10 protein-coding genes are annotated in these 13,725 nt (G+C 36.9%); all 10 read left to right on the top strand.

The features are described 5' to 3' along the window. Nucleotides 1-306: 306 nt before the first annotated feature. The 10 genes from CALK_RS11170 (at nucleotide 307) to CALK_RS11115 (ending at nucleotide 13,542) form a co-directional block, all read left to right on the top strand. Nucleotides 307-1,536 (top strand): IS256 family transposase, encoded by a 1,230-nt coding sequence (locus CALK_RS11170; protein ID WP_022637779.1) that lies wholly within the window; start codon nucleotides 307-309, stop codon nucleotides 1,534-1,536. 45 nt (nucleotides 1,537-1,581) lie between these two features. Further along, nucleotides 1,582-5,190 (top strand): patatin-like phospholipase family protein, encoded by a 3,609-nt coding sequence (locus CALK_RS13380; RefSeq protein WP_022637778.1) that lies wholly within the window; start codon nucleotides 1,582-1,584, stop codon nucleotides 5,188-5,190. Beyond that, nucleotides 5,190-6,161 (top strand): dynamin family protein, encoded by a 972-nt coding sequence (locus tag CALK_RS11160; RefSeq protein WP_022637777.1) that lies wholly within the window; start codon nucleotides 5,190-5,192, stop codon nucleotides 6,159-6,161. Before CALK_RS13380 ends, CALK_RS11160 begins: the two co-directional genes overlap by 1 nt. A 110-nt stretch (nucleotides 6,162-6,271) precedes the next feature. Further along, nucleotides 6,272-7,588 (top strand): DNA-directed RNA polymerase subunit alpha C-terminal domain-containing protein, encoded by a 1,317-nt coding sequence (locus CALK_RS11155; protein ID WP_022637776.1) that lies wholly within the window; start codon nucleotides 6,272-6,274, stop codon nucleotides 7,586-7,588. A 15-nt stretch (nucleotides 7,589-7,603) separates the two neighbouring features. Then, nucleotides 7,604-8,125 (top strand): tellurite resistance TerB family protein, encoded by a 522-nt coding sequence (locus tag CALK_RS11150; RefSeq protein WP_022637775.1) that lies wholly within the window; start codon nucleotides 7,604-7,606, stop codon nucleotides 8,123-8,125. Between the two features lie 407 nt (nucleotides 8,126-8,532). Continuing rightward, the gene (locus tag CALK_RS11140) at nucleotides 8,533-8,832 is read left to right on the top strand and encodes a transposase (RefSeq protein WP_022637773.1); all 300 of its coding nucleotides are present in this window, start codon (nucleotides 8,533-8,535) and stop codon (nucleotides 8,830-8,832) included. Continuing rightward, nucleotides 8,829-9,671, top strand: a complete 843-nt coding sequence (locus CALK_RS11135; protein WP_022637772.1) for an IS3 family transposase — start codon at nucleotides 8,829-8,831, stop codon at nucleotides 9,669-9,671. The genes CALK_RS11140 and CALK_RS11135 overlap by 4 nt, the downstream gene beginning before the upstream one ends. 302 nt (nucleotides 9,672-9,973) lie before the next feature. Continuing rightward, nucleotides 9,974-10,507 (top strand): hypothetical protein, encoded by a 534-nt coding sequence (locus CALK_RS11130; RefSeq protein ID WP_022637771.1) that lies wholly within the window; start codon nucleotides 9,974-9,976, stop codon nucleotides 10,505-10,507. A gap of 416 nt (nucleotides 10,508-10,923) precedes the next feature. Further along, complete coding sequence (locus CALK_RS11120) at nucleotides 10,924-13,170, top strand: dynamin family protein (protein WP_022637769.1); 2,247 nt, start codon at nucleotides 10,924-10,926, stop codon at nucleotides 13,168-13,170. A gap of 162 nt (nucleotides 13,171-13,332) precedes the next feature. Then, the gene (locus CALK_RS11115) at nucleotides 13,333-13,542 is read left to right on the top strand and encodes a hypothetical protein (protein WP_022637768.1); all 210 of its coding nucleotides are present in this window, start codon (nucleotides 13,333-13,335) and stop codon (nucleotides 13,540-13,542) included. Nucleotides 13,543-13,725 lie beyond the last annotated feature (183 nt).

The raw sequence follows: 13,725 nt of genomic DNA, 5'->3' as shown, positions 1-13,725 counted from the left end.
ATGCAGCAAATATGTTGCATTATTTAATATGTTTTATGATTTCCTCAACTGGCGGTTTACCTTTTTTGGCATAGATAATTTTTTGTTCCTTATTTATGACATAGACTGTTCATTTGATTGTAAATAAACCTTTAGTGCCATATATTTTTGACACCTTTTTGTCTTGATCTACTAACAGGGGAAACTGAAAATTGTTTTTGTTGTTTTTTATTTATTAATCTATTATCTTAATATCTTAATATCTTATAATTTTTAAACAGGGAATGTATATTTTTTTCTGTAAATTCATTTTAAACAGGAGGAAAAATGGATTTATCAGATAGCCAGCTTTCGAAGCTTGGAGAAGAACTTCGGAAGGCATCAAGTTATGAGGATCTCATGGGCAAAGATGGCATCCTTAAGCGTTTATTGGGCAAATCACTGGAGGGCTTTTTGGAAGCCGAGATGGTCGACCATCTCGGCTATCATAAGCATTCAGTAGCCGGAAATAACACCGGAAACAGCCGTAATGGGTATAAGAAGAAGACTATTCAGTCAGAACAGGGAAAGCTTGATATACGGGTTCCTCATGACCGGAATGGAGAGTTCTCCCCCAAAGTTATACCTAAGCATACACGGCGTCTGGGAGGGCTTGAAGACACGGTTCTATCCTTGTACTCAAAGGGTCTGAGTACCCGGGATATTCAGGAGCATATCAAGGAGATCTATGGTGCCAGTCTTTCCTCGTCTGCAGTTTCCATGATTACGGATAAAGTCCATATAATGGTCCAGGAGTGGAAGAATCGTCCCCTGCAGTCCTGCTACCCGATTCTCTTTTTGGATGCGGTTCATTTTAAGGTAAAGCAGGATGGTCACTATGTTTCCAAGGCCGCCTATAACTGCTTTGCCATTGATACTGAGGGCAGGCGGGAAATTCTTGGTATCTGGATCGGACAAGCAGAGAGTTCCATCTTCTGGACCTCTGTGCTTACGGATTTGAAGAATCGCGGCGTAGAGGAGATCCTTATTGCGTGTGTGGATGGTTTGACGGGATTTGATGCAGCTATTGAAGCCATCTTCCCTAAAACAGTTATTCAGAAATGTGTTGTTCACCAGATCAGAAACGCCTTTAAGCACCTTGCATACAAGGACCGTAAGCCCTTTATGGCAGATCTTAAAGAGGTTTATACCGCTGATACCCTGGAAATGGCTGAGATGTGCTTTGAAAAGCTTAAGGATAAGTGGGGAGACCGATATAATGCAGTTATTACATCATGGGAGAAGAACTGGGCGTATCTAACGCCTTTCTTTAGCTATTCAAAGGCAATCCGAAAGATTATGTATACGACAAACAGCATTGAGAACCTTCACCGACAGTTTAGAAAAGTAACAAGAAGCAAGAACGTTTTTCCAAGCGATCAGGCTCTTATGAAATCCCTTTATATGGCCCAGGATAATCTTACGGATAAGTGGTGCGGTAGGATCAGTGCATGGGTGGAAATGAGAGCTGAACTTATTGCTCATTTCGGAGAAAGATTTACGAAATATCTTATGTGATTATTTACAGAAGATTATGGACATTCCCTTTAAAGGTAAGGATTTATGCTTAAAGATTTTGAAAATAGAAAAATTGGTCTTGTATTCTCAGGAGGAGGCGGTAAGGGAGCGTATCAGATAGGTGTTTGGAAGGCTTTGAGGGAGTACAACATTGATAAATATGTTAAAGCTGTTGCCGGCACTTCTGTGGGAGCACTCAATTCTGCTCTTTTTGCAACTATTCCCTGCGAAAGGGCTGAATCAATATGGAAAAATATTTCACAGGATCAGATTCTTGCCTGGAAACCTGAAAAAATCATTACAACAATTGCCGCTTCAAAAATTGCAGGTGCGGCTATGCTAGCTACACATATATCACCAATTCTTCTTGCTACCGCAGGGTTTGGCTGGTTTTCTCAGGATGGTTTGAAAAGACTTATTGAAAACTCTTTGGATTTTGATAAATTTCGAGACACCATCCCTGTTCATGTCTGTGCAACTTCATTTCCACAGGTTTCAGCCGAATATAGGAAGATTAATGACCTGAGTCCGGAAGAGATAAAAAGCTGGCTTCTTGCATCAGCTGCCATCCCTATTGTTTTTAATCCAATTGAGATTGAGGGACAAAAATACTATGATGGAGGTGTTCTTGACAACACTCCGGTTCAACAGGTTCTGGAATACAATCCTGAATTTGTTTTTGTGGTGCATCTTGCAAATGATGCAAATACGGAAAGAAGTAGACAGCAGGCGGGAAATAAAAGGATCTGGAATATTGTTCCCAGTGAAAATGTGGGTGGGCTTATTGATGGAACAATGAATTTTACTCCAGAAAAAGCAGATAAGCTTATACAGGCAGGATATACTGAGACAATGAAAGTTCTTCAGGATCTGTATGATTTTATGCTTTCTGAAAAACGATTCACCCATAATGCTGAACTCATTGGTGACCAGCACAATTCATTTAAAACACTTATTTCTCAAAATAAAATGATTCGTAACGCCTTTCCCGAAAAACTGATAACGGAAAATGAACAGATGAATTCTTTGGAATTTACCATTGCTGAATGGACTGGTGGATATATTGAACCAGCCCCACTCAGTGTCGGGGATGTATCAGAGGTTATTGAGAAACAGATTTCAGACGGTGAAAAGGCAATCATTGAAGATGCTGTTGACACTTTGATTGATGAAATGAAAGATAATTCTGATGAGCTTATAAAAGAAGCTTTTAACGGAATCACTACCCTTGCGGCAACGCCCGGAAAAATACGACTTCTTTACAATCAAGGGTTCTGGAAAAGAATATGGAATAACCTCACAGGTAAAAACCAGAAAATCCAGGGAGGGATAAATGCTGATTTTCACCGGGCTATTTATGCAAATCAGAAAATGATTCAGAAACTCTCTGAAAGGAGTGCTCTTACCCTTGAGGCTATGGTCGGGCTGGGAAATAAAATAAATCTGACCATGTCTCATGTAAATAACCTGTATGGGAAACAGAGACTGCAGAATCAGGCATTACAGAAGATGCGGGAGATTACGGGAAAAGCTATCTTAGCTCTGAATGATAAAATCGAAAAAGTATCTGACCGAGTAAAATCTCTTGAGGGTTTTAAAGAGATACAAATCTGGAGAGGCTCTCTTTCTGACAACAGCAGAGGTAAAAGCATTGTTGAAAAAGTTCATTATTTTGTGGAATCATACGCTGCAGATCTACCAGAACTGAAAAAAGAAATACCGCTTCCTTATTTTCGTTCTGCACTGCGTGAAATGGAAATTATTGACCGGGACCTTATCAGTCCTGCTGTTCATATTTCTTATATACATGAACATAAAAATGATGCTTTATTCAGCAGTAACAATAAATATTTTCCTATGAATAACCAGGATCGTATCTTTTTCCCTGTTCTTTCCGGAGTTCAGGAGTATATGGACGGTCACAAGTCGATTGAAAAAGTAGCAGAGGTCATGCAGAAAGAATACGGTTCAGATATCTTAGCTTCTGTTCCTGCAGTGGACTATGTGACAGAGATGATTGCTTATTTTAACAAAGATCAAAAAGAAACAAAGAAGAAGGGCTATTTAGGAATCCTTAAAAATCTTGAAAAAATCTGTAGAGAAAACAATTTTGATAAAACTGTGGAAAGAATACAAAAAACTGCTCAAGATATTCAGAGTTTTAAAGCAAAAGTTCCCCTGATCGGCCGTTTCAGTGCCGGGAAGTCAAAACTTCTCAATGCATGGCTTAACAGAGATGTTCTCGGTGTAGATACCGCTCCAACAACAGCCCTTGCAACTGAACTTCATTACGGTATAGAGGAAAAAGCAGTTCTCCATTATAGTGAAGGAGAAGAAAAAACCTGTGAAGTTGCTGAAATACCAAAAGATCCGGAAGAATGTAAACAGATAGAGTTTGTTGAGCTTTATCTTAACAATCCGAGATTGAAACTCTGGAAAGATATTGTAATTGTTGATATGCCGGGTATCGACTCAAATACACAGGCACACACAAAAGCGGTCGGTAACTATGCAAAAAACAGCAGCTTTTTTATTGCGGTTGCCGCACCGGCAGATGCTTTCAACGCCTCATTGCTGCACTTTATAGATGAACTTGATTCATATAATGTGCCTCTTCCTTCTTTTATTCTTTCTCGAAAATACATGACACATAATATCAACAAAATACAGAAAGAATTTTCAAAAGAAATGGAAAAGCGTCTTTTAGATCCTGTTTTTGTCGGAGTAGTTGAATCTGACAGAAAGCATAAAGATATCAATGACTTTGAAAAAATAATCGGAGATATAAATGATACGATGGATGATCTTGTAAAACGGAGATTTTCTGAAGAAATTGAGCAACTACAAAGAGATATTGCAAATAAGCTGAAAGCTCTTATTAATACTGGTAATCTTCCGGCTAAAAAAATTGAAGCAGATATTGAAACTCTTACCCATGAAAAAGTAAAAATGAAGCGTAAATTTGCATCTGTTTGTGAAAAAGTAAGCAGAGAAATGGTTGAAGATGGCTCAAATGAAATTATTGAAGAGGCAACAAAAGTAGTGAACGCAAATTTGCATTCAATAGAAGCAGCTTACAGCAGCGGGTCTATTGAAAGTACAATAACCTCGCTTATTCGCCCGATACTCATAAGAAAAATTGAAGAAATAAGAAATAAGGCTGCTCAGGAACTTGATATTGCTCTTGGAGAAGCTCGTGACAACCTCAAACAATATGGAGGAAGCCCAGAAACTCTTCCCGCAATAACCAGTGAGCCTTCAGGCTCAAAATCTGCTACAATTACGGTAGGTGCAGCCGGTGCCGGTATTGGTTTTATGGTTGGTGGCCCGGTTGGAGGAATAATTGGTGGATTAGTTGGTGGTGTTATAGGTTTATTTGCCGGTAAAAAAGATCGTGAAGACGAGAGCAGAAATAAAGCGGCTGCACATCAGCTTGCACTGCAAAGTGTCAGAAATATTGCTGCAACAGAGATGGAGCGACAGGCACAGCATCTTATATCTGAGGCCGGCAGGCAACACGAACAGATGATTCTTGAAAAAGAGGAGGAACTTGTTGAAATGAAAAAATCTGTTGAAACAACAAAACATGAGTTTGAAAAGAAACAAATAAGCTGGAAAAATGAACTGAAACAACTTGGATACGGAGAGATATAATGGGACATGATGCATTCAAAAATATGCCCAAAAAAGAGAAAACAATACCGAAAAACCGTTATCTTGAAAATAATGACGACGGGTTTAATCTTCTTGCTCAACTCATATCTGCTGAAAGTGATGTTTCTGCAGAGAGCGAAGAAATACTAAGAGACCTTGAAAATATGGTTGATAAGGAGTTTCTCGAGCTGGCAATGAATAACGACTGCCCGAGGAGTGCAAAAATTTACTCCGATCTTCAGAAAGTGTATGAAGATCTTGTTGATGTGGTCAATTTCCCCGTTCTTGAAAATACTTTTACTGTAGCTGTTGGTGGAGGATTCAGTGCGGGAAAATCCCGCTTCCTCAATGCACTGCTTGATGAGAAAAATCTTTTGCCAACCGATACATCTCCGACAACGGCAATTCCGACTTATATACTCAACGGTGAAGAGAATGCTGTTTTTGCCCTGAATCAGTTTCAGCATCGAACAGAAATTGACGAGGAGGCACTTCATGCTATTTCTCATGCATTCAATGCAGCATACAATGTTACATTCAGCCACATTCTAAAAAGAATATCTGTAGAACGGACCAGTATACCCTATACAAACATCACTTTTCTTGACACTCCCGGATACAGCAAAGCGGATGATGTTATTCAGAGGAACAATAATACCGATGAGCATATTGCAAAAGAACATCTGAGAACTGCTGATTATCTTATCTGGCTTGTAGATATTCAAAATGGAACCATTCCGGAGCCTGATATTAATTTTATCCTGGGGCTTGACTACGAACTGGAAGTGCTTGTCGTTATGAACAAGGCGGATAAAAAAATTGAAAGTGAAGTAAAAAAAGTTGTTGAGACTGCCAGAAAAGACCTTAAGAAAAATGGAATTCCAACATACGATGTGATTGGCTTTTCATCATCAAAAAACATTGAATATTCTGAAAGTAAAACCGTTCTCAGGGATTTTTTAAAAAAATAAACAGAGTAACACCGGGCACAGAACTTATACGAAGAATCAACGAAATCCTTGATGAGTTTATCAGTTACCATAAAACTGAAATTGAAACGCTGAGAATGAGCAGAACCGTCATGAATAAAGGTAGTGTTGATATGAAAATGGAAGATACATATCAGCAGACTCTCAGGGATGTTGCGAGAAAACAGAAAAGGGACATAAGAAAGCTGCAGGAAAGCGAAAAAGAGATTAAAAAACTCAAAGATCAGGTTCTTGAAAAGATGGAAGCACTTTTTAAAGAGCTGGATTTAAAAGTGACCGCTGATACAACAAACAAAACACGCCGCAAAAAGGGAGGTGGTAATGAAGTAAAAACCTATCGTTTTGAGGCAATGTTCAGCTGTAATAACAAGGAAAAACTGGGAAAACAGAAAGATTTGAAGAAAATGAAAGGAATTGTTAAAAAAGTGAGTGCAGTCGGCGTTGGTATTAAAATTGAAGATCACTCAGAGGCACTTGTATCACCGACAGAAATACAAAAAAATCCGGTATTGCAGCAAAAGAAATGTTTTCGCCGGGAGATGAAGTTTTCGTCCAGTATGTGGAAAAACACAGCTGTGTTGTGTACACCACATAACAAGGAGCATACAATGAAACAAATACTTGAATCACTTGCTACCGGAATAACAGCTTTGTCTCTGAAAAACCACCCTTTCAAAAGAAAAGGTCTTGAAAAGAAACTGCTTTATATTTATGGCATGGTGATTGTTGCAATGGCGGATAAGAAGTTTCACGAAAAGGAGAAAGCATATATTGCGGTGCTGTTGAACACCCTCGAAATCTCGTTGAAAGAGTTGCAAAACATTCTTTGTACTGTAGAAAATGATCCTGACCATATATCTGAGGAAGTTGCCTCTTTTTTATTGGAAGAAAATCTCAATAACAGATATTATTTCATGCTTGAAGCTATTACTGTTGCCTACATAGATGAATATATTCATGAAAATGAAATCCAGATTATAGAAGATTTTTTTCGGCTGTTAAAAATGAATAAAATCCAAAAAAAGAAACTCTTCGACATTCATAATTGTCTCAGAAAAAAACAATTTAAAACGGTTCGTTCATGGGCTGAAAGAGCCGGAGTAAAGAGTGATGCACTCATTGAATATCATGAAACAGTGTGTATTAACATAAAATTATACAAGGAAATTGTTCAACTGCCTTTATCGAGGAGAGTAAAGAGAATACTGAAGAGACATAACTTTTTTCTGCTCGGAGATCTCATAAAAAGCAAAAACGAACTGAAAATAATTAGAGGTATCGGTAAAAAATCATATAATGAAATACTTAATGCTCTTAAGCATAACGGTATTTCAATTGACATGGTTATTGATGGATATCCTGACAAAGATTTTTTTACGATATTGAAACAGGGAACGGTAACATATTAATATTAGGAGTAAATAATGAATGAAAATTTAAACATGCTTCAAATAGAAATGGGCACAATTAAAAATCAGCCAGAGATTAACATTCTTGCAGAAAAACATCCTTTATTAAAAGCAGATCTCACAATGAAACATTTCTATCTTAACGGTCTTGCGCTTCTTATGAGTGTAGATGATGAAATAGACGAAAAAGAGAAAGAGTATATTTCAAATCTTATTCAAGCCTTTGATATGGGTGATGATATAATCAATGAAATGGTTGAATTTGCTGAAAATCCCAATCCTGATGTGGTTAAAGAAATGCTTGGCGAGATAAACGCTGATCCCCTTATGAAAAAGACTTTTGTTGTTGACTGTATGATGCTTGCTGAAAAAGATGGGACTCTCCATGAAAATGAAAAAAAGTTTATTAATACCATGTATGAAACTTTTTCATTTTCGGAAGATGAAAAATCAGTCCTCAAAAAAATTGCAGAAACAGTGAAAAATAAAGATGAAAACAAAAATCTATGTGTGATGATTGATATACTGCTGCTATAGGGAAATATACAATGCCTTTTCCTGGCTGTTTTCCATACATGATATAGATGCAAAATCCATTTTTGATGATATTTACAACTTTTCTTATGTAAAATGGGAAAAAGTTGATTTAAATCTTTTTTCAAGTTGTTTTTTCTTTGGGGAGAGGAGCCATAAAGTCGAAGAAGTCGAAGGTATTTGCTGTAAACCGGTGACAAACCGTCAATTCGTGTTGTTTTTAGAATGTATATTTGCTGATAATCTCTTGGTAAAGGGTGATACAAAAACAGAATTTTTTATAGAGAGCAATATTATAATAGATCTTGAAAAATTATAGTGGTCGGCTAAATTGAGACAGCTTTTACAATTTTTTAAGTTTCTTTGATTGCAAATATTTTAGATTAAAGTAAGTCAAGGAGATTAAGATCATGGGAAATCGAAAAAAACACAGTAGTTCCTTTAAGGTAAAAGTAGCTCTTGCAGCTCTTCGTAATGATAAAACAATGCCAGGGTTAGCCAGTGAATTTGGTGTTCATGCTAATCAGATACATACTTGGAAACGAGAATTTCTAGCTAATGCCACTTCAGCTTTTGATGGTGACAAGCAGGCTCAAAGTGAAGTAAAAGAGCTTCGTCAACAGAATAATGAGTTGACTCATCTCTTAGGCGAAAAGACTTTAGAGGTCTCTTTTTTAAAAAAAAACTGTCAGAAATTGAACCTTCTGTGAAAGAGGAATTCATTGATCCAAAGTCTTCTTTTTCAGTGAATAAGCAGTGTACTCTTCTTGAGTTTCCTCGTTCCCGTTACTACTATAAACCTCGGGGTATGAGTGATGGTGATTTGGCAATAATGAAGCTTATAGATATGTACTATACTATTAATCCCACTATGGGTACTCGTCGTCTGAGTCAGGAGATACGTCAAACTCATGGCATTCAGGTTGGTCGAGCTAAAATACGGACTCTTATGAAAGTGATGAATATTGAGGCTTTGTATCCTCAAAAACATACAACAGTAGCTGATAAAGGGCATAAGAAGTATCCTTACCTTTTAAGAGGAGTGGAGATAACTCATGTTGATCAGGTATGGAGTACTGACATAAGCTATATCCCTATGGAGCATGGTTTTGCCTACCTAACAGCTGTAATAGACTGGTATAGTAGAAAGATTCTCTCATGGAGAATATCCAATACTATGGATACCAGTTTTTGTATAGAGGTTGTGGAGGAAGCTCTTAATAAGTATGGAAAACCTGAGATATTTAATACAGATCAAGGCAGCCAATACACAAGTAATGAGTTCACTTCCCTCCTAAAACAGAAGGGGATAAAAATCAGTATGGATGGGAAAGGAAGAGCATTAGACAACGTCTATATTGAACGATTTTGGAGAACCATAAAACAAGAGAATATATATATTAATGAGTATGATTCTCTTATAAAGCTAAGGAATGATGTGAAGGAGTTTTGTGACTATTATAATACTCAAAGAAGACACTCTTCTCTTGAGTATCAATATCCTGAGGATATATATTGGAAAAAGAAGACCACTAAAAAAGTGAGCTGAAGAGACATGAGAAACTTAGAATAACGAAAATGCTGTTTAATGAACTCCACCACTATAGTTTCGAAGCCAATGTTCAACTAATTTCTTATGCTCAAGTATATAGTCTCTATATATTCTCTCTTTAACAACCTTTTCTTTATCAACCACGTAATTCTCCTTTTTATTTATATTTATACTATTAATATGTTTTATATCAGATATGATAATAAAAAAAAGCCCTATTTTATATCCTCAAACTAAGGTTTTAAATATATATAATATAGTGTATTTAGTGTATTTATATTTTAACAAAGGAGTCCATGATGATTTTTAAAAGTACTAATTCCAGGGTACCATTTCCTGGAACAAAAACAATGGAAAATGGGGACGTCTTCTTTATTAAAGAAGATTTGTCTCTAGGAAGAAAGTTAACAGAAAAGGAAATTGATAAACTTGTCAGATCATCAATCGGAATAATCCCGTCATTGTCGAACTTAACTGCCTGGGATCTTTTGAAAGACTGGGATGGTGGTGAGGATGAAGAAGACGGCGAGGATGAAACCGATTATGATTATGATTCTCCATCTGAATCGGAAGAGATTATTGACTCCGAGGTCATTAACAACAAAAATGACCTTCTGGGACTGTTGAATCGACCTTTTAGGGAAGTAATAAGGTCGATACTTGATGGTAGAATTAAAATAAGCGGCAGACTATTAAATGCCGCTGATACAAGGAAGTTAGAAGAGCATCAGACTCTGTTCACTTCAACAATATTTTCGGTGTATTCATCGGTTCGCAATAAAGACAATGTCTTCGAACCAAACTCATCAGTATCCTATAAAGATTTGATTTAAGAATATAAAAAGAGAGGGCCACTATAGGGAATTTTTCCTGTGAAGAGGAAAAATTATCAAACCCTGTAACCGGCATCAGTCCTTTGGGTGCAGAATATTTTGTCACATGGGTAAATGATATAAATGAAAACAACGCAATTGACATTGTCAGATTAAAAGGAGAGATATTAGATTTAATCAGTTTTAAAAAAAATGCAAAGGTAAACCCACAACAGCCGAAATATTCTTCCATAAACAAAATAAAAAGTATCTTTATTACGAGCCGGGTAACTTTGATAGTGGAGGAAATAATAATAAGTATAGACATATGTCGGCTTATGGAGGAACAAATAGGAACACAAAAGGGGCCACCCTTGAACCACATTCTGTCAGAGATGATCTGACTTTCAGAGTTATGAAGAAGGGAGGAGAAGAGAATGAGTAAACAGAAAGAAATCAAAAACAAAGTTGACGGGTATTCAAAAAAGGTTTCCAAACTCAATGAGTTTCGTGATCTGATTCCCCGTGACAATATGAGCCGTCTTGAAAACACGGTAAAAACATTTGAACGGGATGCAGAGACCGCCATTGATGAGAACCGTCTTATGCGCATTGGTGTTATTGGACAGATAAAAAGGGGAAAATCATCATTTCTCAACACCTTTCTTTTTGATGGTGACGAGGTTCTTCCCAAAGCTGCAACTCCCATGACGGCAGCTCTCACCAAGATCACCTACTCTGAAAAACCCAAGGCCACAGTTGAGTTCTTTTCAAAGGATGAATGGGACAATATTGAAACACTCGCGCAGGAAAAGCAGGACCTTGAAGAAAAAAACAGACGCATCAGAGAAGAGCGTAAAAAATTGAGAAAGAAACTGCTACCGGACAATAAGCCCATTGAGCAGATACAGGAGCCGACACAGGAACAGAATTCATCACTTGAGCTTGTTGAAATGGCAAGAAAAGGTGGTATTAACTATCAGGAGTACCTTGGGAAGGAAAAGACAATCGAAGCTGCCTCAAGAGAAGATCTTGTTGGAAAACTCAATGACTTTGTCGGAGCTCAAGGCAAATACACGCCAATAGTGAAAAGTTCTCAACTTGCTCTGAATATTCCGGCACTTAAGCATGTCGAAATTGTAGATACTCCAGGGATGAATGATCCCATTATCTCACGAGCCAGAAAAACAGAGGATTTTATCGGACAATGTGATGTCGTTTTTTTCCTATCCTATTGCTCACAGTTTTTGGATTCAACAGATATGGGACTTCTTGCACAGAATATTCCTTCACGGGGAATCAGAAATATCATCCTGATCGGGTCGCTGTTTGATGGTGTTCTTCTTGAGGAGTACGAAAAATACAATGATATCGGTACAGCTATTAGAGATCTTACAGAAAGAAAGGAAAAAGAAGCTCGCAATAATTTTGATAGGGTAAAGGATAAAATTCAGAAAGAAACGCTTAAAGAGGCCCTTGAAAAGTCATTTCCACCGGTTTTTATATCGTCCCGTTGCTCAGATATTGCCAAACATTACAACAATCTGTCTGAAGAAGAAGCACATACCCTTAACCGGCTCAATGAGATGTTCGATGACTTTACTTTTACCCCGGAAATGCTGAGCAACCTTGCAAATATGGAAGAAGTTGGTGAACGATATGATCGTGTGAAAAAAGATAAGGATTCTATTCTCGCTGAACGCTTTGACAATATTGTTTCCGGGTTTTCGGAGGGGTTTTCTGCCGAATTGAAGACAATAGAAGATACAGTGGCAAACAAGGAAAAAAATCTTGAAGAAAACGATATTGATACCCTGCAGAAAAAGCATGAGCTTATTGTGAGCAAAATTGATCAGGGTAAATCAAAGATATCATCCATTTTCTCATCACACAGCCTCAATGCTGAAAAAGAGTTTTCAGAACTCACTCTGGAAATTGAAAAAGCCGCAACAATGGCCAAAAAGGTGAAAGAAAATCAGGGGAGTGAAGAAAGAAGTTATGAAGTTGATAAAGGTATGGGCTTATTTGCTTGGCGGAGTTTAACAGGCAACAGATATGAAACCAGACATAAAACCGTAACCTACCGCTACGCCAATGTGCACGAAGCCCTTGACCAGCTGGAGGATTATGTGATGCAGTCAAAAGAAGTGCTTCACAGTGCGGTGAAAGATATTATCAATATCAAACAGTTTAAAATTGATATAACGGAAAGCATAAAGGGGCTTTTTGACTTTTCGGACGATAATTTTGATCCTGATGATATACTTATCCCTGTTTCCAACGCTGTTGCACGGATCACCATCCCTCATGTGGATCTCGATGTTGACAACCATATAAAAACTATTCGGGAGAATTTTAGCTCAAATGAAGTCAGAAACAGTGAAATTCAGACCCTGAGAAATGAACAGGCCCGGGTGGTGAAACTCATAATGAAAGATGTGAAAAAGGAGGTTGGCAGATCGCTTAAAAATATACTCGATAAACTTAAAAATGTGCAGGATACCTTTATACCGGAGTTGACTGAAGACATGAAAAAAGAAATGGAAGAATTGAAAGAACAGTTGGTAAACAGGCAGAAGTACCTTGAAAAGTACCGTTCATGTCTTTCTGCAATAGAACAAATAAAAGGGAACATAGAAAAAATTAAGGATAGAATAAATAATTTTATATTTAAAAGTAATTAACTTTAAAAATTATGTTTTGAAAACTTTTTTACAATAAAATATTGGTTTTTTAGACATGAATTTTTTTTGCTCTAAATATCTTGATTATTGTTATATATAATTTTTCTAATTGACAAAAGTATTTTTTTATTATGGTTTTAGATTAATGTAAAGGAATATGATATGAGATTGCAAAAACATTCCACAAGAAAAATAAAGTGTAAAAGTTGCGGTTACAGTAAAAAAGAAGGAGCGACTGTAATTGGTGACTGTATAACCCCAGATCAAATGAAAAGGATAAGTAATGTTACCAGATGTCCTAAATGTGGTAGCAAGGATATAGAAGTTAAAAAAGGTTGGGGATTAAAAGATATTTTTGGATTTGAGTTTTAAAATAAGGTCTCACACAATGAATTATAAACAATTAAAAGAGAAATATTTAAAGATTAAGTATGAACAAAAGGAAGATTTAAAGCTTAAATTACATAAGTCTCTTAGTTGGCTTAAAGCCTCAGAGGAGCAGGAAAATAAAGATATTTGTTTTTTGCTTTTATGGATTTCATTTAACTCAGTTTT

This window comes from Chitinivibrio alkaliphilus ACht1, from assembly GCF_000474745.1.
Taxonomy (GTDB): domain Bacteria; phylum Fibrobacterota; class Chitinivibrionia; order Chitinivibrionales; family Chitinivibrionaceae; genus Chitinivibrio; species Chitinivibrio alkaliphilus.
The sequence above is the reverse complement of the archived record's forward strand: the minus strand, read 5'-3'. Positions and strand labels throughout refer to the sequence as shown.

Coding starts and splice junctions, on each gene's coding strand:
- CALK_RS11155 (WP_022637776.1), top strand. CDS start 6,272: ATGAATAAAGGTAGTGTTGATATGAAAATGGAAGATACATATCAGCAG.
- CALK_RS11140 (WP_022637773.1), top strand. CDS start 8,533: ATGGGAAATCGAAAAAAACACAGTAGTTCCTTTAAGGTAAAAGTAGCT.
- CALK_RS11120 (WP_022637769.1), top strand. CDS start 10,924: ATGAGTAAACAGAAAGAAATCAAAAACAAAGTTGACGGGTATTCAAAA.
- CALK_RS11160 (WP_022637777.1), top strand. CDS start 5,190: ATGGGACATGATGCATTCAAAAATATGCCCAAAAAAGAGAAAACAATA.
- CALK_RS13380 (WP_022637778.1), top strand. CDS start 1,582: ATGCTTAAAGATTTTGAAAATAGAAAAATTGGTCTTGTATTCTCAGGA.
- CALK_RS11150 (WP_022637775.1), top strand. CDS start 7,604: ATGAATGAAAATTTAAACATGCTTCAAATAGAAATGGGCACAATTAAA.
- CALK_RS11115 (WP_022637768.1), top strand. CDS start 13,333: ATGAGATTGCAAAAACATTCCACAAGAAAAATAAAGTGTAAAAGTTGC.
- CALK_RS11170 (WP_022637779.1), top strand. CDS start 307: ATGGATTTATCAGATAGCCAGCTTTCGAAGCTTGGAGAAGAACTTCGG.
- CALK_RS11130 (WP_022637771.1), top strand. CDS start 9,974: ATGATTTTTAAAAGTACTAATTCCAGGGTACCATTTCCTGGAACAAAA.